The organism is Mycobacterium sp. 852002-40037_SCH5390672 (genome assembly GCF_001665875.1).
In the GTDB taxonomy this organism is placed as follows: Bacteria; Actinomycetota; Actinomycetes; order Mycobacteriales; family Mycobacteriaceae; genus Mycobacterium.
The window spans coordinates 100,752-125,689 of the sequence record NZ_LZTA01000081.1; the positions used below are offsets into that span (position 1 = coordinate 100,752).

General features: G+C 67.0%; 22 protein-coding genes. 13 read left to right on the plus strand and 9 right to left on the minus strand.

What is annotated here, in order from left to right; genetic code table 11:
* The first annotated feature begins 52 nt into the window (after positions 1–52).
* Genes lipB through A5782_RS14590 form a run of 3 tightly spaced genes read left to right on the plus strand, consistent with a single transcriptional unit; the run spans position 53 to position 2,480 of the window.
* A complete protein-coding gene (gene lipB, locus A5782_RS14580; protein WP_067101100.1) occupies positions 53–751 on the plus strand; it encodes a lipoyl(octanoyl) transferase LipB in 699 nt (232 codons plus the stop codon).
* On the plus strand, positions 748–1,671 hold the full coding sequence (gene lipA, locus A5782_RS14585) for a lipoyl synthase (protein WP_067101103.1): 924 nt from the start codon (positions 748–750) through the stop codon (positions 1,669–1,671). Before lipB ends, lipA begins: the two co-directional genes overlap by 4 nt.
* A gap of 56 nt (positions 1,672–1,727) precedes the next feature.
* Positions 1,728–2,480, plus strand: a complete 753-nt coding sequence (locus A5782_RS14590) for a DUF4191 domain-containing protein (protein WP_067101106.1) — start codon at positions 1,728–1,730, stop codon at positions 2,478–2,480.
* A gap of 121 nt (positions 2,481–2,601) precedes the next feature.
* On the opposite strand, the gene A5782_RS14595 is transcribed toward A5782_RS14590, so the two are convergent.
* Positions 2,602–3,024: an RDD family protein gene (locus A5782_RS14595; RefSeq protein WP_067101109.1), complete on the minus strand. Its 423-nt coding sequence runs from the start codon at positions 3,022–3,024 to the stop codon at positions 2,602–2,604.
* Between the two features lie 245 nt (positions 3,025–3,269).
* Between A5782_RS14595 and glnA (A5782_RS14600) the strand changes: the two genes are divergently transcribed.
* Positions 3,270–4,706 carry a type I glutamate--ammonia ligase gene (glnA, locus tag A5782_RS14600; RefSeq protein WP_067101112.1) on the plus strand — a complete coding sequence of 479 codons (1,437 nt, stop codon included), beginning with the start codon at positions 3,270–3,272 and terminating at the stop codon, positions 4,704–4,706.
* Between the two features lie 310 nt (positions 4,707–5,016).
* Here glnA (A5782_RS14600) and A5782_RS14605 read toward each other — a convergent pair whose 3' ends face one another.
* Positions 5,017–5,580: a TetR/AcrR family transcriptional regulator gene (locus A5782_RS14605; RefSeq protein WP_067101115.1), complete on the minus strand. Its 564-nt coding sequence runs from the start codon at positions 5,578–5,580 to the stop codon at positions 5,017–5,019.
* 141 nt (positions 5,581–5,721) lie between these two features.
* Between A5782_RS14605 and A5782_RS14610 the strand changes: the two genes are divergently transcribed.
* From A5782_RS14610 to A5782_RS14640, 7 genes are all read left to right on the plus strand, one after another.
* On the plus strand, positions 5,722–6,291 hold the full coding sequence (locus tag A5782_RS14610; RefSeq protein ID WP_067101118.1) for a carboxymuconolactone decarboxylase family protein: 570 nt from the start codon (positions 5,722–5,724) through the stop codon (positions 6,289–6,291).
* Positions 6,288–6,878: a carboxymuconolactone decarboxylase family protein gene (locus A5782_RS14615; RefSeq protein WP_067101121.1), complete on the plus strand. Its 591-nt coding sequence runs from the start codon at positions 6,288–6,290 to the stop codon at positions 6,876–6,878. The genes A5782_RS14610 and A5782_RS14615 overlap by 4 nt, the downstream gene beginning before the upstream one ends.
* A gap of 72 nt (positions 6,879–6,950) precedes the next feature.
* Positions 6,951–7,958 carry a hypothetical protein gene (locus A5782_RS14620; protein WP_067101124.1) on the plus strand — a complete coding sequence of 336 codons (1,008 nt, stop codon included), beginning with the start codon at positions 6,951–6,953 and terminating at the stop codon, positions 7,956–7,958.
* A complete protein-coding gene (locus tag A5782_RS14625) occupies positions 7,955–8,749 on the plus strand; it encodes an alpha/beta fold hydrolase (protein ID WP_067101127.1) in 795 nt (264 codons plus the stop codon). Before A5782_RS14620 ends, A5782_RS14625 begins: the two co-directional genes overlap by 4 nt.
* Before the next feature lie 124 nt (positions 8,750–8,873).
* A complete protein-coding gene (locus A5782_RS14630) occupies positions 8,874–9,833 on the plus strand; it encodes an NADP-dependent oxidoreductase (RefSeq protein WP_067101130.1) in 960 nt (319 codons plus the stop codon).
* Between the two features lie 384 nt (positions 9,834–10,217).
* Positions 10,218–11,231 (plus strand): NAD(P)-dependent alcohol dehydrogenase, encoded by a 1,014-nt coding sequence (locus tag A5782_RS14635; RefSeq protein ID WP_197694228.1) that lies wholly within the window; start codon positions 10,218–10,220, stop codon positions 11,229–11,231.
* An 87-nt stretch (positions 11,232–11,318) separates the two neighbouring features.
* Positions 11,319–11,714 (plus strand): hypothetical protein, encoded by a 396-nt coding sequence (locus tag A5782_RS14640; protein ID WP_067101136.1) that lies wholly within the window; start codon positions 11,319–11,321, stop codon positions 11,712–11,714.
* A gap of 121 nt (positions 11,715–11,835) precedes the next feature.
* Here A5782_RS14640 and A5782_RS14645 read toward each other — a convergent pair whose 3' ends face one another.
* From A5782_RS14645 to A5782_RS14675, 7 genes are all read right to left on the minus strand, one after another.
* Positions 11,836–12,696, minus strand: a complete 861-nt coding sequence (locus A5782_RS14645) for a TIGR03619 family F420-dependent LLM class oxidoreductase (RefSeq protein ID WP_067101139.1) — start codon at positions 12,694–12,696, stop codon at positions 11,836–11,838.
* The gene (locus tag A5782_RS14650; RefSeq protein ID WP_067101142.1) at positions 12,693–13,337 is read right to left on the minus strand and encodes a PaaI family thioesterase; all 645 of its coding nucleotides are present in this window, start codon (positions 13,335–13,337) and stop codon (positions 12,693–12,695) included. The genes A5782_RS14645 and A5782_RS14650 overlap by 4 nt, the downstream gene beginning before the upstream one ends.
* Positions 13,334–16,318 carry a bifunctional [glutamine synthetase] adenylyltransferase/[glutamine synthetase]-adenylyl-L-tyrosine phosphorylase gene (locus A5782_RS14655; protein WP_067101145.1) on the minus strand — a complete coding sequence of 995 codons (2,985 nt, stop codon included), beginning with the start codon at positions 16,316–16,318 and terminating at the stop codon, positions 13,334–13,336. Before A5782_RS14655 ends, A5782_RS14650 begins: the two co-directional genes overlap by 4 nt.
* A gap of 71 nt (positions 16,319–16,389) precedes the next feature.
* On the minus strand, positions 16,390–17,730 hold the full coding sequence (gene glnA / locus A5782_RS14660) for a type I glutamate--ammonia ligase (protein ID WP_067101148.1): 1,341 nt from the start codon (positions 17,728–17,730) through the stop codon (positions 16,390–16,392).
* Between the two features lie 93 nt (positions 17,731–17,823).
* Positions 17,824–19,392, minus strand: coding sequence for an alpha/beta hydrolase (locus tag A5782_RS14665; protein ID WP_156623948.1), 1,569 nt, complete (start codon positions 19,390–19,392; stop codon positions 17,824–17,826).
* 158 nt (positions 19,393–19,550) lie between these two features.
* Positions 19,551–21,107, minus strand: coding sequence for an alpha/beta hydrolase (locus A5782_RS14670; RefSeq protein ID WP_067101151.1), 1,557 nt, complete (start codon positions 21,105–21,107; stop codon positions 19,551–19,553).
* 58 nt (positions 21,108–21,165) lie between these two features.
* The gene (locus A5782_RS14675; protein WP_369815629.1) at positions 21,166–22,566 is read right to left on the minus strand and encodes a wax ester/triacylglycerol synthase family O-acyltransferase; all 1,401 of its coding nucleotides are present in this window, start codon (positions 22,564–22,566) and stop codon (positions 21,166–21,168) included.
* A 124-nt stretch (positions 22,567–22,690) separates the two neighbouring features.
* On the opposite strand from A5782_RS14675, the gene panB reads away from it, so the two are divergent.
* Both panB and A5782_RS14685 read left to right on the plus strand, forming a co-directional pair.
* Positions 22,691–23,539 (plus strand): 3-methyl-2-oxobutanoate hydroxymethyltransferase, encoded by an 849-nt coding sequence (gene panB / locus A5782_RS14680; protein ID WP_067101271.1) that lies wholly within the window; start codon positions 22,691–22,693, stop codon positions 23,537–23,539.
* 203 nt (positions 23,540–23,742) lie between these two features.
* Positions 23,743–24,930 (plus strand): 1,4-beta-xylanase, encoded by a 1,188-nt coding sequence (locus A5782_RS14685; RefSeq protein WP_067101274.1) that lies wholly within the window; start codon positions 23,743–23,745, stop codon positions 24,928–24,930.
* The last annotated feature ends 8 nt before the right edge of the window (positions 24,931–24,938 follow it).

A 24,938-nucleotide genomic window follows, 5' to 3' on the forward strand; every position in this document is an offset into this window, starting at 1 on the left:
GCGGCCAGACCGGACTGGGCCCCGCCGGCGCGGGCCGAGTACCGTCGCGAACGTGATCGATTCCATCCGGTCCAGCCAGGCCCTGATCGACGTCCGCCCCCTCGGCATCGTCGACTACCGCGTGGCCTGGCAGCAGCAACGCGATCTGGCCGACGCCCGAGTGGCCGGCGGCAGCGACACGTTGTTGCTGCTGCAGCACCCCGCGGTCTACACGGCGGGGCGGCGCACCGAGCCGCACGAACGGCCGGTGGATGGCACTCCCGTCGTCGACACCGACCGTGGCGGCAAGATCACCTGGCACGGTCCCGGCCAGTTGGTCGGGTATCCGATCATCGGCCTGGCCGAACCGCTCGACGTGGTCAACTACGTGCGGCGCCTCGAGGAAGCGCTGATCAAGGTCTGCGCCGACCTGGGCGTGGACGCGGTCCGGGTGCAGGGCCGGTCCGGGGTGTGGGTGCCGGGCGGTGAGGGTCGGCCCGACCGCAAGGTTGCCGCCATCGGCGTCCGGGTTTCGCGGGCGACCACCCTGCACGGGTTCGCCCTCAACTGCGACTGCGACCTGGACGCCTTCAACGCCATCGTGCCGTGCGGCATCAGCGACGCGGAAGTGACGTCGTTGTCGGCCGAACTGCGCCGTCCGGTGTCGGTCGAGGATGTCCAGACCGCGGTCGCCGATGCCGTCTGCGACGCCCTGGACGGGGTGCTGCCGGTCCGTGACCACCCGGCCGCGCGCGTAACATCAGCGATGTGACTGTCGCACCGGAAGGACGCAAACTCCTGCGCCTGGAAGTGCGTAACGCCGAGACCCCGATCGAGCGCAAACCGCCGTGGATCAGGGTACGGGCCCGGATGGGCCCGGAGTACACCCAGCTCAAGAGCCTGGTCCGGCGGGAGGGGCTGCACACGGTCTGCGAGGAAGCCGGCTGCCCCAACATCTTCGAATGCTGGGAGGACCGCGAGGCCACCTTCCTGATCGGCGGCGACCAGTGCACCCGCCGCTGCGACTTCTGCCAGATCGACACCGGAAAGCCCGCGGCGCTGGACCGCGACGAGCCGCGGCGGGTCGCCGACAGCGTGCGCACGATGGGACTGCGCTACGCCACGGTCACCGGGGTGGCCCGCGATGACCTGCCCGACGGCGGAGCCTGGCTGTACGCCGAGACGGTGCGCGCCATCAAGGAACTCAACCCGTCGACCGGCGTCGAGCTGTTGATCCCGGATTTCAACGGCGAACCCGCTCGGCTGGCCGAGGTGTTCGAGTCACGCCCGGAAGTCTTGGCGCACAACGTCGAAACCGTGCCGCGCATCTTCAAACGGATCCGGCCCGCCTTCACCTACCAGCGCAGCCTCGACGTCCTGACCGCCGCGCGCGACTTCGGGCTGGTCACCAAGAGCAACCTCATCCTCGGCATGGGCGAAACCCCAGACGAGGTGCGCACCGCCCTGGCCGACCTGCGCCACGCCGGCTGCGACATCATCACCATCACCCAATACCTGCGCCCGTCGGCGCGTCACCACCCCGTCGAGCGCTGGGTGAACCCGGAGGAATTCGTCGAGTTCGCGCAGCACGCCGAGGAGCTTGGCTTCGCCGGTGTGCTGGCCGGACCTCTGGTGCGCTCGTCGTATCGCGCGGGACGCCTCTATGAGCAAGCCGCCCGCAGCCGCGCCTGAAGATGCCGCGCACGGTAGCGGCGTTCGCCGGTCGCGGGCCTACGTATTCTTTGACTATGGCTAAACCCCGCACTGCCTCTGAGAACAAGGCCGCCCGAGCGCAGGCGCAGGCTGTCCGCAAGGCCGCCGCGCGGGAGCGCCGCACCCAGTTGTGGCAGGCGTTCAACATTCAGCGCCAGGAGGACAAGCGCCTACTGCCGTACATGATCGGCGCCTTTGTGCTGATCCTGGGCATCTCGGTGGGTGTCGGTATCTGGGCCGGCGGACTGACGATGCTCACCCTGATCCCGCTTGGTGTGGTGCTGGGCGGGCTGGTCGCCTTCATCGTGTTCGGCCGCCGCGCCCAGAAGTCCGTCTACCGCAAGGCCGAAGGCCAAACCGGAGCCGCGGCTTGGGCTTTGGACAACCTGCGCGGCAAGTGGCGGGTGACCCCGGGGGTGGCCGCCACCGGCCACTTCGACGCCGTGCATCGGGTGATCGGTCGGCCCGGCGTCATCCTGGTCGGCGAGGGGGCGGCGGCGCGAGTCCGGCCGCTGCTGGCGCAGGAGAAAAAGCGCACCGCCCGCCTGATCGGGGACGTGCCGATCTACGACATCATCGTCGGCAACGGCGAGGACGAGGTGTCGCTGGCCAAGCTGGAGCGCCACCTCACGCGGCTGCCGGCCAACATCACCGTCAAGCAGATGGACACGCTGGAATCGCGGTTGGCCGCACTGGGGTCGCGAGCCGGCGCGGCCGTCATGCCCAAGGGTCCGCTGCCCAACGCGGGCAAGATGCGCGGCGTGCAGCGCACCGTCCGTCGCAAGTAGCAGCGAGACGGTCAGCGGCGATCGCCAGCGCGGCGAAGCCGGGCGCAGCGGGTCGCCGCCATCAGGTCAGCGGCGATCGCCAGCGCGGCGCAGCCGGGCGCAGCGGGTCGCCGCCTCGCCTTCACCGTCGCACCACGGCCGTCGCGGTCAACCGATCCTGCATGCCGCGGCCGTCCCAATCGGTGAACAAGGCCGGGACCACCGTCCCGACCAGCACTCCGCGCACCACGGCCCGGCCGAGGCCGACCGGGTTGCGGCCATCGACCGTCACCACCTGCAGGCGTAGCACCAGCTGGCCGGGGGTGAACCCGAACGACCGCAAAAAGACCACCCCCAGCACGAACCAAATCACCAATACCGCGGTGGCCAGCGCCTGTTGGGAGAAAAAGCCGAATCGCATGGCCAGCGCCGCCAGACCGTAAGAGATCAACCAGTCGATCATCAGCGCTCCCAGCCGGCGCCCCATCGGCGCCAACGACCCGGGCCCGCTCTCCGGCAACCCCAGCTTTTCGCCCGGAAATGCGGATCGTGATTCCGCCATCATCGACTCGGACCGGAGTCCGAATAATCCGGCGCAGAGGCCTGGTAAGGAGGGCGGGCGGTGCGCCCGTTCACCAGAAAAGATACGATCTTGCGATCCATCGCCCCACAATAGAACCCGCCGCCCAAGCGGCCACTTTTAGCGTGTGGCAGTGGTCACGTAACGTGCGCGCAACATCGGGTTGACTGACGGGCAACATCTGCTCCATAGCGTCAGGCCGCGGATCTCACCAAGTAAAGGAGCATTCTGTGACGGAAACGACGCCCGACGACGTCTTCAAACTCGCCAAGGACGAAAACGTCGAATTTGTCGACGTCCGGTTCTGTGACCTGCCCGGCATCATGCAGCACTTCACGATTCCGATTACGTTCTTCGACGAGAGCGTTTTTGAGGATGGCTTGGCCTTCGACGGCTCGTCGATTCGCGGATTCCAGTCCATTCACGAATCCGACATGCTGCTCCTCCCCGACCCGGCGACCGCACAGATCGACCTGTTCCGCGAAGCCAAGACGCTGAACCTCAACTTCTTCGTGCATGACCCCTTCACCCTCGAGCCGTACTCCCGCGACCCGCGCAACATCGCCCGCAAGGCAGAGAACTACCTGATCAGCACCGGCGTGGCCGACACCGCCTACTTCGGCGCCGAGGCCGAGTTCTACATCTTCGACTCGGTGAGCTTCGACTCGCGCACCAACGGCTCGTTCTACGAGATCGACGCGATCTCGGGCTGGTGGAACACCGGCTCGCCGAACGAACTCGACGGCAGCCCCAACCGCGGCTACAAGGTGCGCCCCAAGGGTGGCTACTTCCCCGTCGCCCCGGTGGACCACTATGTCGACCTGCGCGACAAGATGCTGACCAACCTGATCACGGCCGGCTTCAGTCTGGAGAAGGGCCACCACGAGGTCGGCACCGGCGGCCAGGCCGAGATCAACTACAAGTTCAACACGCTGCTGCACGCGGCCGACGACATGATGCTCTACAAGTACATCGTCAAGAACACGGCCTGGGCGAACGGCAAGACCGTCACGTTCATGCCCAAGCCGCTGTTCGGTGACAACGGCTCCGGGATGCACACGCACCAGTCGCTGTGGAAGGACGGCACCCCGCTGATGTACGACGAGACCGGCTACGCCGGCTTGTCGGACACCGCCCGCCACTACATCGGCGGCCTGCTGCACCACGCGCCGTCGCTGCTGGCGTTCACCAACCCGACGGTGAACTCCTACAAGCGTCTGGTGCCCGGCTACGAGGCGCCGATCAACCTGGTCTACAGCCAGCGCAACCGTTCGGCATGTGTCCGTATCCCGATCACGGGCACCAACCCGAAGGCCAAGCGGCTCGAGTTCCGTTGCCCCGACTCGTCGGGCAACCCGTACCTGGCGTTCTCGGCCATGCTGATGGCCGGCCTGGACGGCATCAAGAACAAGATCGAGCCGCAGGCACCGGTCGACAAGGACCTCTACGAGCTGCCGCCCGAGGAGGCCGCCAACATCCCGCAGGCGCCCACCCAGCTGTCCGCGGTGATCGACCGTCTGGAAGAAGACCACGAATACCTCACCGAGGGCGGCGTATTCACGCCCGACCTCATCGAGACGTGGATCAACTTCAAGCGTGAGAACGAGATCCTGCCGGTCCAGATCCGGCCTCACCCTTACGAATTCGCGCTCTACTACGACGTATAAGTCGGCTTGACGAGACCACCCGCTCGGCAATCGCCCCGCGGGTGGTTTCGTCTCGCCGCGTTGTCGCGTTATCCGCGGCGACCGCAATCCTTCTCGGTGGAGGGGGTGGTGGGCTCATCGGCATCAGGCTCCATGTACCCGTAAGTGGACCAAGTGGTTCACGCGCCGGCGGGACGCACCCGCGCCTGCACCGCTTTGATGCCCGCTGCGGACGCGATCGGCTGCGGAGCGCGGTCTTTCACACTCCCCCTGCACCTTTCGCCTAGCTCGAATGCGGCGAGGTGACATGGCGGTCTGCGACTGGTTGGCGTCAGGCCGACGGTCCGAAGACTTTCTCCACGGTTCGGGGTATGCGTTTGACGGCGGCCGGTCCGGTGAGGGCCAACTGCATCAGGTAGCCCGGCAGGACACACAACAGCAGGTCGGTCACCGCAACCGCGTCACGGGCGGGGCGCTTGGGCGATCGTAAGAGCCGTGCTGCGGCCGTACTCGAGGCACGGAGTCGTTCCGCCAGAACGGGATTGCGCATCGCCTCCGACCAGACAAGCAGCGCGATCGCTGCAAAACCATCCTCAGCATGGCGGGCGGTGACGAAGTCGAGGACGGCGCCGATGGCCGCTTCGGCCGTCAAGCCGTCCTCGATCGACGTGCGGATCACGTTGACAACCTGATCAAGGTTGTCGGCGGCGATCGTCTCGATGACGGCGTCCTTGCTGGGAAAGTAGCGGTATACCGCGCCCGAGGACACGCCAGCCTCGTCGACGAGATCCTGCATCGAAGTGCCATGGAAGCCGTCGCGCACGAAGCACCTGCGTGCCGCGGCGAGGATGTGCGCGCGCCGTTCGGCGCGGTACTCGAGTGACACCTTCGGCATCGTCACACCCTACCTCAAACGCACATGAGCGTTCGCGTTTGACGCCAGCGCGGGACAGTGGCAACATAAAAACATGAGCGCTCATTCTCTTATCTGTAACTGAACCGCACGGCAGCTCGGATTTAACGAGGAGATGGATCGATGAGTGATGCAGGAGAATTCGGAACTTTCGGCCGGTTTGTGGAGACGCCGGTACACGACATGTCACCGGAGATGAAGCAGGCTTATGACTTCACCCGCGAGTTGCGCGGGTTGGTGCCGGGTCCGCATAGGATCTGGCTGGCTAACCCGACGCTGTCCACGACGATTGTGCCGACCGGGGCTTACTATCAGCGCCATTCGACGCTGAGCAAGGCGGAGATCGAAATTGCGACCAACCTGGTGTGCGGTCGATGGCGCAGTGCGTACGCCAGCTACGAGCATGAAATCATCGGCGAGCGGGACGGCGGGCTCGACGCGCGGTGCGTCGCAGCCTTGATCGCCGGGTTGCCGACATCTTTTAGCGATCCACGCCAGCAGGTGGTCTACGACCTCGCCTCGACGTTGCTGGCAGGGCGGGTGGTTCCGATGGGACTGTACCGGCGTGCCCGGGATCTGCTCGGCGACGCCGGCGTCGTTGACGTGACGGTGCTGCTCGGCTGGTTCACCATGGTGTGCCTGACGCTGAGCGCGTTCGACGTGCCTGCCGACGCTACGGGTTTGGACCAGTGAGCGCCGCAGCCTCTGGCCTGGGCGGGCGACTGTCGCTGGCCGACCCCGGCGCGCTGAGCCGAACACAGCGCGAACTCTTCGACCACATCCTGTCCACCGCAGTGCCCTGGGCCCACCGCAGCGGCTTCGCGGCCACCACCACTGGCGGCCAGCTCATCGGACCGTTTAACCCCAGCTTGCTCAATCCCGGCCTCGCGACAGCATTTTTGGAGCTGCAGGCCGCCGAACAGGAGCACACTTCGCTCGACGAGCGAGTTCGCCAAGTGGTCATCCTCACCGTGGGTGCGGTGTGGCGGGCCCCCTACGAGCTCTACGCTCATTCCCGGGTGGCGCAGCGCGCGGGACTGTCGAAGACGGTGATCACCGAGCTGGCCGGCGGCGGTGAGCCCGAGCAGCTCACCAACGCGCAAACCGCAGCCCACCGCCTGGCCCGACAGCTATCGACGAGTCACTGCGTCGATGACGCCGTTTACGGCCAGGCCGAACGTATCTTCGGCGAATCCGGGGTTTTCGACATCGCCGTGCTGGCCGGCACATACCACGCGGTTTGCGCCATCCTCACCGCCTTCGCCATCCCCGCCCCGTGACCATTTCGCGCCGGGCTTCGTGGCCTGCACATCCTGCTCTAGTTCTGAAGACACCGGAAGGTAGGACCAACCGTGCCTGATGTACCCCTGCCCACCGTCACGTTGGCACCCGTGGCGTTCTTCCCGAAGAAATACTTTCTGGAAAACCTGGCCGTGCGCGCTGACGGCTCCGTCTTGATCACCGCGGTGCTGCAGAAGGAACTTTGGTACGTCCCGGCCACCGAGAGTGGTTCGCCGGTGGAACCCGTCTTGCTGCATCGTTTTGACCATCCGGTCACCGGCATCGTTGAGGTCGCAGCCGACGTGTTCGTCCTTAGCCTCACCGAGGCCTACACGACCCACGAATCTCTGCTCGTGAGAGTCGATCTCGTCGGCTGGGCCCCGGGCGACCCTGTCATCCCGGAGACCATCTACCGGTTCGACGACCGCGTCCGCGGACTCAACGGCGCCTGCATGCTCGGCCCGGACGTGCTGGCGGTCGCCGACTGTTTCGCCGGCCTGATCTGGCGGGTCGACCTCGCAGGCGACACCCGTGCGGCCACCGCCGAGGTGTGGTTGACCCACGACACCATGGCGTTCGACCCCGACAGCGGCCTGCCGCCACCGCCCCAGCCGGGTGTCAACGGCGTACGCTACAGCCCGAAAACCGGCTACCTGTACTACACCTCGACCGCGCAGAAAGTGTTCATGCGCGTCGCCGTCGACCCCCTCACACGCAACCCGGCCGCGGCACCGGAGTTCGTCGCCGCGATCGACAACGCCGACGACTTCTGCCTCGACGAGGACGCCGGGTTCGCCTACGTCACCCGCCACCGCGCCAACACCATCGACCGGGTACCGCTGCAGCCGCGGCACGGCAGCGAGGTCCGTCACCTCGTCGGCGATCCCTTCGACGAAGCGCTGATCGGACCCTCCAGCGCCGCTTGGGGACGCCGCCCCGGACAAGGCGGCAACGTTTTCTATGTCACCACCGACGGCGGCACCACCGCACCCCCGCAGGGCATCGTGCGCAACGCGGCGCTGCTGCGCGTCGCACTGGACTCGGCCCCATCCGAAACATCCGGCGCGGGGCGGCCATGACCCGGCACGGGGAAGTCGTCGACACACCAGATGCGTCCATCGAAACCTACGTCGACGGGCACGGACCGGCGGTAGTGATCGTCCCGTCCTATGGCCGCGGCGGTGACGCCGATTTCGACGCGCTGACCGCCGCGCTCGTCGGGGGCGGCTACCGGGTGCTGCGGCCCCAGCCGCGCGGCGTCGCCCGCTCGATCGGTCCGATGAGTGGGGTCACCTTCGAAGACATGGCCGATGACCTCGCCGCGGTGATCGATGAGCTCGCCGACGGGCCGGCGGTGGTGCTCGGTCACGCGTTCGGCAACCTTGTCGCCCGCGCCACGGCGGTGCACCACCCCGCCAACGTGGGTGCCGTGATCGTGGCGGCGGCGTCGGGCAAGACGGTGCCGCCCGAGGTCATGACGGCTCCCATGCGCGCAGCCGACCCGACACTGCCTGACGCCGTCCGGCTGGACGCGCTGCGCCTGGCGTTCTTTACCCGCGAGCACGACGCCACGACGTGGTTAACCGGCTGGTACCCAGACACTCTGGCGATGCAAGTCGACTGTGTCCGGCACGCCAACCTGCGTCGTTACCGCGGCGCCGGCGCCGCGCCGGTGCTCGAGATCATCGCCGCGCTCGACCCGTTTCACGCCCGAGAAGAATGGAATGACTTGCGCGCCCGCTACGGCGATCGCATCACCACCGTCGTCATCGAGCATGCGAGCCATGCGCTGTTCCCCGAACAACCCGACGCGGTTGCCGAGGCCATCCTGTCCTACCTGCGTTTAATTGTCGGTACCGCAGGCCGGTGATGGGCGTCGATGAATTGATCGAATGGTTGAAACACTGTGTTGCCCTGCCCTTTTCATGCTGGATGCCGGGTAAAAGATGTCGATTCTCGGGAATAGGAGTGCACATGGTTGGTTGTGGTGAGGTATGAAAGCGATCGGATATACCGAATTCGGTGGTCCTGAAGTCTTGCGCGTCTTGGAGTTGCCGCAGCCCCACGCGGGGGTCGGGCAGGTTCGCGTCCGTGTGCAGGCAGCGGCGGTCAATCCTGCTGACACAGCGGCCCGGTCGGGCTGGATGCAGCGGACCTATGCGCCAGACACGCTTCCCGGAGGACGCTACCCCGAACCGCCGTACGTACCGGGATGGGACTTCTGCGGTGTTATCGACGAGTCCCCCGAGGGCGCTCCGATCGCGGTTGGCCAACACGTTATCGGCCTGACGCTCAGCCCGATCGGCGATGTCGGCGCTTACGCCGAATACGTGGTCACCGACGCGCGCTCGGTTGTGCGAGCACCGGGTAACGCCACAGCCGTTGCCGCATCCACTCTTCTCATGAATGCGGTGACCGCATATGCCATGCTCGAGGCAGTGGCCGTCCCGGCCGGCGGCACGGTCGCGGTGACGGGCGCGGCCGGGGCTCTGGGCGGCTACGCCGTTCAACTGGCCAAACATCAAGGGCTGCAAGTCATTGCTGATGCCGCTGAAACCGACGAGCAGTTGGTGAAGGGGTTAGGGGCAGACATCGTCGTCCGCCGCGGAGACAAGTTGGCCGATCACATTCGTGCAGCGTTACCTGAGGGAGTCGACGGTGTGGTGGACGCCGCGCTGTACAACGATGCGATCGTTGCCGCGATCCGCGATGGCGGCGCCGTCACCTCGGGCCGCCAACACGTCGGCCCCACCGAACGAAACATCGTGTGGCACAAGGTCTTCGTCAACCAACACACCACGCGCACCGACGTTCTCAACACTTTGCGCGATCTCGTGGAGGCCGGCGTCCTGACCCTGCGTGTAGCAGACACCCTTCCCGCCGAGCAGGCCGCCGAGGCGCACCGGCGGCTAGAGGCCGGCGGCCTGCGGGGTCGTCTCGTGCTCACCTGGTAGCTCGGACAAGCCGGCGCGGGCTCAGCCGCGCGAACACCCTGTACTGCTCGATCGCTGAGAGGAATCGAATGACGAAGGACTTTCGCCCACCCGGCTCGTATCGAGCGGATGACGCCGTCGACATCTCCGGCTTGCTGACTCCGTTGTCGGTGGGCTCGCTGCGGCCGCCCAACCGGTTCGCACTCGCGCCGATGACACGCTACGCCACGCCGGACGTAGCCACGAACTCGTCCCCTACGACGAGCGCCAACACAAACTCACACTCCGGTGATACCGGACGCAGGTAAACGACGGAAGGTAATTGCGGACCTTGTGGCGGATTACTTCCTATGGGCAAACACGAGTCTCGTCCGCGACTGACATCCGACTGAAAGGACTATCGCTATGCGCGTTTACCGATTCGATAACCACGGGGGGCTAGACGGTCTGCAATTGCACGACGAACCCGTACCCTCACCGCAGCGAGGAGAAGTCCTACTACGGATTAAAGCGGTCTCGTTGAACTACCGCGACATAGCGATTCCGTTGGGCCGCTACGTGCGTGACGCCAAAACCGGTTTGGTGCCGTGCAGCGACGCTGTTGCCGAAGTGGTCGAGATCGGTGACGGCGTCGCCGACTACCGGCCCGGCGACCGGGTGGTAGGGACGTTTCAACCCAGGTGGTTCGGTGGGCCACTGCCGGCGACCGCAGAGTCCGACAGTTACGGCGGCGGACAGGACGGATGGCTCACCGAATACAAAGTCGTGTCGCAGGAATCGGTCGTCGCCGTGCCGCCCGCTCTGTCGGACGAGCACGCCGCGACGCTGCCCTGCGCCGGTGTCACTGCCTGGAATGCGCTAGGCGGTCCCGCACCGATTCGCGCCGGCCAAACCGTATTGACGCTCGGCTCGGGCGGGGTATCGGTCTTTGCCGTGCAGCTGGCGAAACTGCTCGGGGCGCGTGTCGTCGCGACCACGTCGAGCACCCAGAAGGCGCAGGTGTTGCAGTCGTTGGGCGCTGACGAGGTCATCGATTACCGCGCCAACCCTCAATGGGGCCAACGGGTGCGGCAATTGACCGAAGGTCGCGGCGTCGACCGTGTCGTCGAAGTCGGCGGACCGGCCACCATCGAACAGTCATTGCGCGCGGTCGCGGCCGGAGGGGAAGTGACCTTGATCGGCTTCCTGAGCCAGGACAATCCCGGCATCGACTATTTCTTGCTCAAGGGCAGCGGCGCAATAACGCGGTCCATCACGGTCGGCGACCGCACAGAGCTTCAAAGTCTCGTGCGGGCCGTCACCACCACCGGGCTCACGCCGGTTATCGACAAAATCTTCGAATTCTCAGACGCGAGAGCGGCATTCGAACGACTGCGCGACGGTAAGCACCTCGGCAAGCTCGTCATCAGGGTCGACTGAGCCGGTGCGTACCACCACGGGGCAATCGCCGTGATGGTTTCGTCTTCGCCGCGTTTCTGATTGCCGGCCCGGGGTAGCCGGTTGGTCATGGACGCAACGCTTCCGGCTGCGCCGCTGAACAAAAGCCGGGCCCTGCCGTTGGCACGGCTACATGGAGCATTCAACGTTGCCGGCGGTCTGTGGCCGGTGGTGCATATGCGAAGCTTCGAAGCCGTGCTTGGCCCCAAGGTCGACCGGTGGCTGGTGTATACCGTCGCAGGCCTGATGGCCTGCATCGGGGCGACCCAATTGAGCGCCACCGGCGAGACGGCAAGCCTGCGGCTGGGCCGGCGGATCGGAATCGGCTCGGCGTTGACGCTGGGAACGATCGACGTGCTCTACTCCCCGAGGGGACGGATCAGCAAGATGTATCTGGTCGACGCGTTGGCGGAGGCCGGCTGGCTGATCGCATGGGCCACGACTGCGCTGGATGGTCGTCAGTGATGTGCGGCGCTGCCGAGGATCAGGCGTCCCGGTCGCGGTCGTTTCCGTGGCCGGCGTCGACGAGCCATAGACGACGCACACCCGCGGCGGCGTGTCTTCGCCACTGTTTATGCGTCGGACTTCAGCCGTCGAGTGACAGGTCCTTGCGGAAGCGCTGCATGCCGTCGATCTTGTCGTCCAGGCCGGCGTCGGGCCCGGCGTAGAACATCCACGGCATCGTGATGATGCCGGTGATGCCGGCGTCCTCGACGCGCCGATAGTCGGCGGTGGTGAACGCGTCGGTCAACGGTGTCAGGATGGTGAAACCGTCCATGGTCAAGCCGTTTTCGGCGCGCAGGTCGCGCAGCCGTCCGACCGCCTCGATGGCCCGCTCGGTCTTGATCAAATCGCCGATCCAGCCGTCGTTGCGGGCGGCGCGGCGCAGCGCGATGTCGCTGAGCCCGCCGACATACACCGGTATCCGCGGCGGAGTGGGTTGCATCTCGAGGCGCGGCGCCTGGTAGAACTGGCCGTCGAACTCCGTCCAGCCCGGAGCCCACAGCGCCCGCATCAGCTCGATGATCTCGTCGGTGCGCTTACCGCGGGCCTCGAATTGCTCACCCATCAAAGCGAATTCCTCGCGGCACCAGCCCACGCCGATGCCCAGCTCCACCCGCCCCGATGCCAGAACCGCCGCGGTGCCAATGGCTTTGGCCGCCGAGTACGGGTTGCGCATCGCCGGGATGTATACGGTGTTGACGAAACGCAACCGCGTGGTGACCTGAGCCAGCGCGCCGACGAGCACCCAGGGATCGGGCCAGTCGGTGAAGGGTTGCCAGCGCCGTTGCCCGTCTTTGGTGTACGGATATGGGGTGTCCAGGGTCTGAAGGTTGACGACGTGGTCGGGGATGCCGATCCCGTCGTAGCCGAGCTCGTCGGCCGCCTTGGCGAGCTCGACGATCTCACGCGTATTCAAGAAGGCGCTGCTGATGTAGAACTTCACTGCGTCTCCTGCGCCCAGGCCGGCTCGATGAAGACGCCGTCGGCCTCGACGGTGACCCCTTCGGAGTCCGAAATGGTGCCACGCGCAAAGACTTTGCGACCCTCCTTGCCGTCGACCCACGCCTCACAGCGAAGAGGGCCCAGCGGGGTCCCGCGCAGATATTTCACGGTGATGGTTCCGGTGAACCGCGCCTTGGACAATCCCTCGCTGGCCGCCTCGCCGAGCATGTGGTCGAGCACCAGGGCACTGACGCCGCCGTGCACCAGTTTGGGCGGGCCCTCATAGGCCGAGCCGAGGATGAACTCGCTGAAGCAGCGCCCGTCGCCCTGGTGCTGTACGACGATCGGCGGGGCGATGGGGTTGCACACGCCGATCGCGGCGTTGCCCAGCGGCAGCGGGCGACCGTTGACGCGGTAGCTCACCCCGACCGGTCGGGTGCGTTGCCGCAACGATGCGGTGACGGCCTCGATCGCCCGCCGGGCCTCGGCGACGACGTCGTCGTCGGCCTCGGTGCGGATGGTGGCGTCGACCAGTTCGCGGACCGCATCGGCCAACGGAGCGTACAGCGCGGTCACGCGATCGGCCTCCGCCGCGCTGAGCACCTCGAATATGGCGTCCAACGCGCCGGCCTCCTGACTCAACTTCCGAACACCTTGCGCACGACCGCTTTTGCGCGTCGCGTCACCCGTAAATAGTTGTCCAAGAATTCCCCGCCCTCGTCGGTCGGCCAGCCCGCTGCCACGGCGACCGCGTTGAGCTGGCGCCCGGGCCCGGGCAGCTGGTCGGTGGGCTTACCGCGGACCAGCACCAGCGCGTTGCGGGCCCGGGTGGCGGTCAGCCAGGCCTGCCGCAGCAGATCCACCTCGTCGGCGGGCACCAGGTCGGCCGCGGCGATCGCGTCCAGGCACTGCAGCGTCGACGTGTTGTGCAGCGCGGGAATCTCGTGTGCGTGCCGCAGTTGCAGCAGCTGCACGGTCCATTCGATGTCGGCCAGTCCCCCGCGGCCCAGCTTGGTGTGCGTGTTGGGGTCTGCGCCGCGCGGCAACCGCTCGGAATCGACGCGGGCCTTGATGCGCCGGATCTCCTGCATCGCCTCGCTGGACACCCCGGCGGCTGGATACCGCGTCTTGTCGGCCATCAACAAAAACCGCTGGCCCAGCTCCGCGTCACCGGCAACCGAGTGCGCGCGCAGCAACGCCTGAACCTCCCACGGCTGCGCCCACTGCTCGTAGTAGGCGGCGTAGGACGCCAGGGTGCGCACCAGTGCACCCTGGCGGCCCTCGGGCCGCAGGTTGGCGTCGACCTCCAGCGGCGGGTCGACACTGGGGGTGCCCAGCAGCGCCCGGACCTGCTCGGCGACGCCCGTCGCCCAGCGCACCGCCGCGGAATCCTCGACGCCGGCCGCCGGCTCGCAGACGAACATCACGTCGGCGTCGGATCCGTAGCCCAACTCGGCGCCGCCGAGGCGGCCCATGCCGATGACCGCGATGGCCGCCGGTGCCTTGCCGTTCTCGGGCAGGTTGGCCCGGATCATCGCCTCCAGCGAAGCCTGCAGCACCGCCACCCACACCGAGGTCAGCGCCGCGCAGACGTCGGTGACCTCGAGCATGCCGAGCAGGTCGGCGGACGCGATGCGGGCCAGCTCGCGGCGCCGCAGCGTGCGCGCCCCGGCGATCGCCCGCACCGGGTCGGGGTAGCGACTGGCCGCGGCGACCAGCGCGCGGGACACCGCGGCGGGCTCGGTGGCGAGCAGCTTCGGGCCAGACGGTCCGTCGCCGTAGTCCTGAATCACCCGGGGGGCGCGCATCAAGAGGTCCGGCACGTACGCCGAGGTCCCCAGCACATGCATGAGCCGGCGGGCCACGGCGGGCTTGTCGCGCAGCGTCGCCAGATACCAGCTTTCCCCGGACAGTGCCTCGGACAGCCGCCGGTAGGCCAGCAGCCCGCCGTCGGGATCCGGCGTGTACGACATCCAGTTCAGCAGCCTGGGCAGCAGCACCGACTGCACCCGTCCGCGCCGGCCGCTCAGGTTGACCAGGGCCGACATGTGCTTCAGTGCGGTCTGCGGGCCCTCGTAGCCCAGCGCCGCCAGCTGGCGCTCGGCGGCTTCGGCGGTCATGCCGTGCGCGATCTCGAGCCCGGGTGGGCCGATCGATTCCAGCAGCGGCTGGTAGAAGAGCTTGGCGTGCAGCTGGGACACCCGCAGGTTCTGATGCCTCAGCTCCTCGCGCAGCACCCCCGCGGCGTCGTGGCGTCCGTCGGGCCGGATGTGGGCGGCCCGCGCCAGCCAGCGCACCGCTTCCTCGTCGTCGGCCTCGGGCAGCAGGTGGGTGCGCTTGAGGCGCTGCAGCTGCAGCCGGTGCTCGAGTAACCGGAGGAACTCGTAGGAGGCGGTGAGGTTGGCCGCGTCCTCGCGGCCGATGTAGCCGCCCGCGCCCAGCGCGGCCAGCGCATCCACCGTCGACGCCACGTGCAGCGACTCGTCGCCGCGGCCGTGCACCAGCTGCAGGAGCTGCACGGCGAACTCCACGTCGCGCAATCCGCCACTGCCGAGCTTGATCTCGCGGCCGCGGACCTCGGCGGGTACCAGCTGCTCGACCCGGCGGCGCATGGCCTGCACCTCGACCACGAAATCCTCACGCTCGCAGGCGACCCAGACCATCGGCATCAGGGCGTCCAGGTAACGCCGCCCGAGCTCCGCGTCGCCCACCGCCGCACGGGCTTTCAGCAGCGCCTGAAACTCCCAGGTCTTCGCCCAGCGCTGGTAGTAGGCGATGTGCGACTCGACGGTGCGGACCAGTTCACCGCTACGGCCCTCTGGCCGCAGCCCGGCGTCGACCTGGAAGAACGCCTCGGAAGCCAGCCGCATCATTTCGCTGGCCACCCGGGTGGTGACCGTGTCGGCCTGCTGGCCGACGAAGATGACGTCGACGTCGCTGACGTAGTTCAGTTCGCGGGCACCGCATTTGCCCATCGCGATGACCGCCAGCCGCGGCGGCGTGCGGTCACCGCACACGTTGTTCTCGGCCACCCGCAGCGCTGCGGCCAGAGCGGCGTCCGCCAGGTCCGAGAGGTGGGCCGCCACCACGGTGAACGGGACCACGGGTTCGTCCTCGACGGTCGCGGCCAGATCCAGCGCGGCCAGCACCAGCAGCTGGTCGCGGTACAGGGTGCGCAGCCGCACCATCGCCGAACCCGGCGCCGCCAGCGCCTCGTCGACGCATCCGGTGAACGTCGCGCGCAGCTCGTCGCGGGTGGGCAGTTTGACGTTGCCGCGCAAGAGTTTCCAGGACTGCGGCTGGGCGATCAGGTGATCGCCCAGCGCCAGCGACGCGCCGAGCACGGCGAACAGCCGGCCGCGCAGCGGGCGTTCGGCGAGCAGGACGGCGTTGAGCTCGTTCCACCCGGCCTCAGGGCTCTCCGACAGCCGGACCAGCGCGAGCAGCGCGGCATCGGGATCGGCCGCGCGTGACAGCGACCACAGCAGGTCGACGTGGGCTTGGTCGTCGTGGTCGTACCAACCCAGCTGCGCCATGCGTTCGGCCGCTTGCGGATCGACCAACCCGAGCCGGCCGACGCTGGGCAGCCTGGGGCGCTGCGTCGCGGGTTTGGTCACGATCACGACCGTAGCGCAAGCTGCCCGTCTTCAGGCGCGACTGGCGCTGTGCGCAACGGGATATGCCCTGCAGGGACCTACAGGGACAGGTAGGTGCTCAGTTCGTACGGGGTGACGTGACTGCGGTAGTTGGCCCACTCCGTGCGCTTATTGCGCAGGAAGAAGTCAAAGACGTGCTCCCCCAAGGTTTCCGCGACCAGCTCGGAAGACTCCATGGCGCGAAGCGCGCTGTCCAGACTCGTCGGCAGCTCGCGATATCCCATCGCGATGCGTTCTTCGGCGGTCAGGTCCCACACGTTGTCCTCGGCCTGCGGCCCCAGCACATAGCCCTTCTCGACCCCGCGCAGTCCGGCGGCCAACAGTACGGCGAAGGTCAGGTACGGGTTGCACGCCGAGTCGGGGCTGCGGACCTCGACGCGGCGCGACGACGTCTTGTGGGGCGTGTACATGGGCACCCGCACCAGCGCGGAGCGGTTGGCGGCACCCCACGACGCGGCGGTGGGCGCCTCGCCGCCTCCCACCAGTCGCTTGTAGGAGTTGACCCATTGGTTGGTGACGGCGCTGATCTCCGAGGCGTGCTCGAGGATGCCGGCGATGAAGGACTTGCCCACATCGGAGAGCTGCAGCGGATCGTCGGGGCTGTGGAACGCGTTGACGTCACCCTCGAACAGGCTCATGTGGGTGTGCATCGCGGAGCCGGGATGCTGCCCGAACGGCTTGGGCATGAAGGTCGCGCGGGCGCCGTTCTCGATCGCGACCTCCTTGATGACGTAGCGGAACGTCATCACGTTGTCGGCCATCGACAGCGCGTCGGCGAAGCGCAGGTCGATCTCCTGTTGACCGGGCGCGCCCTCGTGGTGGCTGAACTCCACCGAGATGCCCATGAATTCCAGGGCTTCGATCGCGTGACGGCGGAAGTTCGAGGCGGAGTCGTGGACCGCCTGGTCGAAGTAGCCGGCGTTGTCGACCGGAACGGGCGGCGTCCCGTCGTCGGGGCCCGGTTTGAGCAGGAAGAATTCGATCTCGGGGTGCACATAGCAGGAGAAACCCAGGTCGTTGGCCTTCTGCAGCTGGCGGCGCAGCACGTGCCGCGGGTCCGCCCAGGACGGCGAGCCGTCGGGCATGGTGATGTCGCAGAACATCCGCGCCGAGTGGTGGTGGCCGTTGGCCGAGGCCCACGGCAGCACCTGGAAGGTGGACGGGTCGGGGTTGGCCACCGTGTCGGATTCCGAGACGCGCGAGAAGCCCTCGATCGAGGATCCGTCGAAGCCGATGCCCTCCTCGAAGGCGCCCTCGAGCTCGGCCGGGGCAATGGCGACCGACTTGAGGAAACCGAGCACATCGGTGAACCACAGCCGAACGAAGCGGATGTCTCGTTCCTCGAGGGTGCGGAGGACGAATTCCTTCTGTCGATCCATAACTCGAACAGTATGCAACTGCTGTTAATTCTGTGTTACCGATGCCCGCTCAGAACCATTGCGAACCTCGCCGATCGCGGTGCCCGGCGCTGGTCAGGACTGGCAGTGGTAGGACGCCGGCGGCGGCGTGCCGGCGACGAAATAGCGGACGACGGCGGTGTCCACGCATTGGTGGCCGTTGAACACCGCGGTGTGCTGCGTCCCGTCGTAGGTGATCAGCGGGCCACCGAGCTGGCGGGCCAGGTTCACCCCGGCCTGATATGGCGTGGCCGGGTCGTGCGTGGTGGAGACGACGACCACCTTGCCCGGCGGCATGGGCGGCGCGGCGTGCGGCGCCGACGTCGCCTGCACCGGCCACAGTGCGCACAAATCGCGGGGAGCATTTCCGGTGAACTGCCCGTAGCTGAGGAACGGCGCGGCCTGGCGGATGCGCTGATCGGCGCTCACCCAGCTGGCTTGATCCGTCGGGTTGGGGGCGTCGACGCAGCGGATCGCGTTGAACGCGTCCTGGTCGTTGGAGTAGTGCCCGTTCTTATCGCGCCCGTCGTAGTCGTCGGCGAGCAACAGCAGGTCGCCCGCGTCGGTGCCGCGCGCCAGGCCGAGCAGACCGCTGGTCAGGTATTTCCAGTGCGCCGGTGTGTAGAGCGCGTTGATGGTGCCGGTGGTCGCGTCGGCATAGCTCAGGCCGCGTGGGTCCGCGGTCCGCCCCGGCTTGGTGACCAGCGGATTGACCAGCGCGTGGTAGCGGTTGACGAATTGGGTCGGGTCGGTGCCCAGCGGGCAGCCCGCCGAGCGGGCACAGTCGGTGGCGTAGTCGTTGAAAGCGGTTTGGAATCCCGCCATTTGGTTGACGTTCTCGTCGATCGGCCCGACGGTCGGATCGATGGCGCCGTCGAGCACCATCGTGCGCACGTGGTTGCTGAACTTCTCCAGGTAGGCGGTGCCCAACTCGGTGCCGTAGCTGTAGCCCAGGTAGTTGATCTGGTCGTCGCCCAGTGTTTGGCGCACGGCGTCCATGTCCCGCGCGACCGAGGCGGTGCCGGTGTTGGCCAAGAACGCCGCGCCCATCCGGGTGACGCATTGCTGGGTCAGCTGCCGGTAGAGCTGCTCGATATGCGCGACCCCGCCGGGGCTGTAGTCGACCATCGGCTCACGCCGGTACGCGTCGAACTCGGCGTCGGTCCGGCAACGCAGCGCGGGTGTCGAGTGACCGACGCCCCTGGGATCGAAGCCGACCAGATCGAAGTTGCGCCTGATCGGAGAGTTCTCCTGATCCGAGGCCATCGAGGCCACCATGTCGACCGCCGAGCCGCCGGGGCCGCCGGGATTGACCAGCAGCGACCCGATCCGTTGCCCCGTCGCGGGGATGCGGATCACCGCCAGCCTGGCCTGCGCGCCGGCCGGACTGTTGTAGTCCACCGGTACCGCCACGGTGGTGCACTGCGCGGTGGGGATATCGCTTGTGTCGCTGACGAATTGACCGCAACTTCCCCAACCCTGCGGCACCGTGGCCGACGGCGGATTCGGGCCCGGTGTCTGCCCGGCACCGGGTTCCGGCGTGGCGACGGCCGTGGGCAGCGCGACGGCACATGGACCACTGAGCAGCAGCCCGAATGAAAACAGCGCCGAGCTCAAGGATCTCAGGCGCGACATGGCTGTCATCGTTGCAGCCCCGGGTACCCGTGACAGCGCGAAACGGTTACGCCTTGGTCTCGGCTGGCGTCCTCGCCGAGCGTGCGGCCATGGCGAAAAATCGCCCAATATTCCGCCGTCAGTGCACGTTCGGCGTCGGCTTGGGTGCCCGCATCGTCACCGGGCGGTCAGCACTTGGCGCCGCTCGGCGGGATGGAGCCACTGACCAGGTATGCCGTCACGTAGTTGTCGATGCAGCCGTCGCCCTGAAAGACCACAGTGTGCTGCGTGCCGTCGTAGGTGAGCAGCGAGCTGCGCAGCTCGTTGGCCAGATCGACCCCGGCCTTGTACGGGGTGGCCGGGTCGTGGGTCGTCGACACCACCACCGTCGGCGCCAGACCGGGCGCGGAAATGGTGTGCGGCTTGCTGGTCGGCGGCACCGGCCAGAACGCACAGGTGCCCAGCGGCGCGTCACCGGTGAACTGCCCGTAGCTCATGAACGGTGCGACCTCGCGGGAGCGGCGGTCCTCGTCAATCACCTTGGCGCGGTCGGTAATCGGCGGCTGATCCACGCAATTGACCGCCACCCGCGCGTCGGTGGCGTTGGTGTAGTGGCCGTGCGAGTCACGGCGCATGTACATATCGGCCAGTGCGAGCAGGGTGTCGCCGTGGTGGTCGACGAGTTCGGCCAGCCCGTCGGTCAGGTGATGCCACAGGTTCGGCGAGTACAGCGCCATGATGGTGCCGATGATCGCGTCGCTGTAGCCCAGTCCGCGAGGGTCATTCGTCGGGACCGGCCGACCCACCATGGGGTTGTTCGGGTCGACCAGCGGGTCGACCAGGCTGTGGTAGACGTCCACGGCTTTGGCCGGATCGGTGCCCAGCGGGCAGGTCGGTTGCTTGGCGCAGTCGGCGGCATAGTCGTTGAACGCGTCCTGGAATCCCTTGGCCTGACGAAGATCGGCTTCGATTTGATCGGCGTTGGGGTCGACGGCTCCGTCGAGGATCATCGCGCGCACGTTGTGCGGGAAGGCCTCGGCGTACGCCGAGCCGATCCGGGTGCCGTAGGAGTAGCCGAGGTAGGTCAGCTTGTCGTCACCGAGCGCCGCCCGGATGGCATCGAGATCCCGTGCGACATTGACGGTCCCGACGTTGGCCAGGAAGTCCTTGCCCATCTTGTCGATGCAGCGGCCGACGAACTGCTTGGTTTCGTCCTCCATGTGGGCCACACCCGCCGGGCTGTAGTCGACGTTGGGTTCGGTGCGCAGCCGATCGTTGTCGGCGTCGGAGTTACACCACACCGCCGGGCGCGATGCTCCCACGCCGCGGGGGTCGAAACCGACGAGGTCGAACCGTTCGCGGACCTTCTTGGGCAATGACTGGACGACACCGAGCGCCGCTTCGATGCCGGACTCCCCCGGCCCGCCGGGGTTGATCACCAGCGAACCGATTTTGTCTCCGGTCGCGGGGAAACGAATCATCGCCAGGGTCGCCACGTCGCCGTCGAGGTGGTCGTAGTCGACCGGCACGGCCAGTTTGCCGCACAACGCGCCGGCCGGAAGCTTGACCTTCGGATTCGCGGCCCGGCACGGCGTCCACTCCACGGCCTGGCCCAACTTCGGCCCGGACATGACGGCGCGTCCCACCACGACGCGGACACAGCCGGCCAGAAGCAGCGCAACGGCAGCCATCGTCGTCCAGATCAGCAGCGTGCGCGCAATCTTGCCGCGGCGAGACAGGGCCATGCCAACCTATGCTGCCAGAGGAAACCTGAGATCCTGATTAGCGGCACCGCCTGGCCGGCTACCGGGCGAGCGCGAGCAGCTCCTCCATCCCCACCGCGAACTCGTCGGCCATCTCCCACAGGTCCGGCAGCAGATCCGGGCAGGCGACCAGGCCGATGTCGAGTTTGCCCTGCAGCGACATTGCGGTGATGTTGAGTCCCGAGCCGTGAAATATCGGCCCCAATGGATACATCGATTTGACCTCGCAGCCCAGCATGTACAGCGGAACCTGCGGCCCCGGCACGTTGGAGACCACCAAATTGTGCACCGGCATGCTGTCGGTGAACCTGGTTCTGGCATAGAGCCGCATTGCAATACCGAAAACCGCCGGCGCGGCGAATTGCGTCCAATCCTGCAACAGTGACGCGCCGATAGCTGAACTGTGTTCTTTGGCAACAGAATTGGCGTGAGCAATGGCTTTGAGGCGTTCCACCGGGTCGGTAATTTGAGTGTGCAAACTGGAAAGCATCGCCGAAACCTGATTGCGGCCCGGCCGGTCGGATTTGCCGTGCACCGAAACCGGGACCGACGCCACCAGGGACGTATCCGGCAATTCGTTTCGGTCGCTCAGGTATTGGCGAAGCGCCCCGGAAACCAACGCCATCACCACGTCGTTGACTTTGACGTCGAAATGGTTCTTCACCGTTTTGACGTCGTCGAGATCCAATTCGGCATAAGCGACGTTGCGGCGGTCACTGATCCTGGCGTTGAACGGGGTTCCCGGTGCCGCGAACGGACGTGCCATGGTCAGGCCGTCGCGCGCCCGTCGCACCGTGGCCAGCACCGACGAGACGGTGTCGGGCACCGCGTTTGCCAGGTGCAGCGGCCGGGTCGCGAAGCGGACCAGCCCACCCGCCGCGATCTGCCATCCCTGGGCTCCGCCGACGCCTTCGGCCGGCTCCGGGGCGGGGGCGTCGGCTTCGGTCGCGCACAACTGCGACATCAAGTTGGCGCCGGTCACCCCGTCGACGCCGGCGTGGTGCACCTTGGTCATCACCGCCAGTCGCCCGTCGCGGTGGCAATCCGTGCCCGCGATGCCCTCGATGACCCACATCTCCCACAGCGGCCGGCCACGGTCCAACGGTGTCTGCGCGATGTGGCCGCAAATCTCGGAGAGCTCGGCCCGCCCTCCCGGAGCCGGCACTGCGATGCGATGCAGATGGCGATCGATATCGAATTTCTCGTCGTCCACCCAGACCGGGTGATCGAGATTCAGCGGACTGTCGGCGAGCTTTTCGCGAAACGTCGGGATCGCCTTGATGCGCAGCGCAAGGGCGTCGCGCAACCGGTCGAAGGCGTAGCCGCCCGGCACCGTCGACGTGTCCAGTTCGATGATCGAACACACATGCATGGGCTGTGACGACGTCTCCAGGTACAGGAAGCTGGCATCCAGGCCACTCAGCCGCTGCATGCGCAGCATGGTATGTCTCACATCGCCGCGGCGGTGCAACTGCGCGAAAGAAATGGCAGAATGGCACCGTCAGACGAACCCGGGGACCCGTTAGCGGCCACGAGGATCGAACCGACCACCACTAGGGACAATGATGTCTGAGCACAACGTTTACGGTGCCAACTCGCCTGCGCAGCCCGAAAAGGCGAGGCCCAAGATTCGCATCCACCACCTGCAGAAGATGAAGGCCGAAGGCCACAAGTGGGCCATGCTCACGGCCTACGACTATTCGACCGCCCGCATTTTCGACGAGGCCGGCATCCCGGTGCTGCTGGTCGGCGATTCCGCGGCCAACGTGGTGTACGGCTACGACACCACCGTGCCGGTCTCGATCGACGAGTTGATTCCGCTGGTGCGCGGCGTGGTGCGGGGTGCCCCGCACGCCCTGGTCGTCGCCGACCTGCCGTTCGGCAGCTACGAGGCCGGTCCGGCTGCCGCGCTGGCCACCGCCACCCGATTCATGAAGGAGGGTGGCGCACACGCCGTCAAGCTCGAGGGCGGCGAGCGGGTGGCCGAGCAGATCGCCTGCCTGACCGCCGCCGGCATCCCCGTGATGGCGCACATCGGGTTCACCCCCCAAAGTGTGAACGGCCTGGGCGGGTTCCGGGTGCAGGGGCGCGGTGACGCGGCGGAGCAGACGGTGCACGACGCGATCGCCGTCGCCGAGGCCGGCGCATTCGCCGTTGTCATGGAGATGGTGCCCGCCGAGTTGGCCACCCAGATCACCGGCAAGCTCACCATCCCCACCGTCGGGATCGGAGCTGGACCGAACTGCGACGGCCAGGTCCTGGTTTGGCAGGACATGGCCGGCATGAGCAGCGGCAAGGCCGCCCGCTTCGTCAAGCGGTTCGCGGACATCGGTGGGGAATTACGCCGGGCCGCAACGCAATATGCGCAAGAGGTGGCCGGCGGGGTCTTCCCTGCCGACGAGCATTGCTTCTGACCGCCGCGCAGCCGACCCAAAACGGGCAGTTACGCGCCCGGACCGGCGACCTGACGTTCACACCTGGTTGACGACGTTATCCCTGTCACAACGAAACCGCTGAAAAGCCTTGCGGTACAGGCATGTACGATTGCCCGCAGAGACGATTTGAACTCTGACGAGCAGGGGTGGACCACATCGACCGGGGGAATCGCGGTGATTTCGTGCACCGTCGAACGGTGTTGGCGTTGCCGCTGCTGGTGGCAGGAGGCATGGCTGTGGCCCAGACGCCACGCGCATCCGCCGAGCCTCCTCGTACCTCGCCGCAAGCAAGCCGATGGTCGCCCGAGCGCGCCAACCGCTGGTATCAGGCGCAGGGCTGGCCGGTCGGCGCGAACTACATCACCTCCAACGCCATCAATCAGCTGGAGATGTTCCAGCGCGAAACCTTCGATCCCCGGCGCATCGAGACCGAACTGGGTTGGGCGCGGACCAACGGGTTCAACGCCATCCGGGTCTTCCTGCACGATCAGCTGTGGGCGCAGGATTACCGCGGGTTTCAGGGCCGTCTCGCGCAGTTTGTCGACATCGCGGCACGCCACGGCATCAAACCGCTGTTCGTCTTGTTCGATTCGTGTTGGGATCCGTTCCCCCAAGCGGGTCCGCAACGCGCGCCGAGGCCGGGCATCCACAACTCCGGCTGGGTGCAAAGTCCGGGAGGGGCGCGCCTCGACGACCGTGGCTACCTGCACACCATGCGCGGCTACGTCACCGGGGTCCTGACCCAGTTCCGCAATGACGACCGAATCTTGGGCTGGGACCTGTGGAACGAGCCGGATAACCCCGCGAACGCCTACGCCTCGGTCGAGCGGAACGACAAGGTGGAACTGGTGGCCCAGTTGCTGCCGCAGGTGTTCGAGTGGGCGCGGCTGGTTGATCCATGCCAGCCGTTGACCAGTGGCGTCTGGCACGGCGAGTGGGCCGACCCGGGACGGCGCAGCGTCATCAGCGGCATCCAGCTCGACAACTCAGACGTCATCACGTTCCATTCCTACGCCGGCCCGGCGGAGTTCGAGGGGCGCATCGCCGAGCTCGTCGGCCTGGGCCGCCCGATCCTGTGCACGGAGTACATGGCCCGGCCGCTGGGCAGCACGGTCTCCGACATCCTGCCGATCGCGAAGCGCGCCGGCGTCGGCGCCTTCAACTGGGGATTCGTCGCCGGGAAGACGCAGACCTTCTTCCCCTGGGATTCCTGGGACCACCCGAATCCGGATCCCGCGATGCCGCGGGAGTGGTTTCACGACCTGCTGGGCCCCGACGGACGGCCATTCCGCGACACCGAGATCCAGACGATCCTGGAGTTGAGCGACCTGGCGATGCATCTGCAGCCGCCACCACCACCGGCCGGCTGACGGGCATC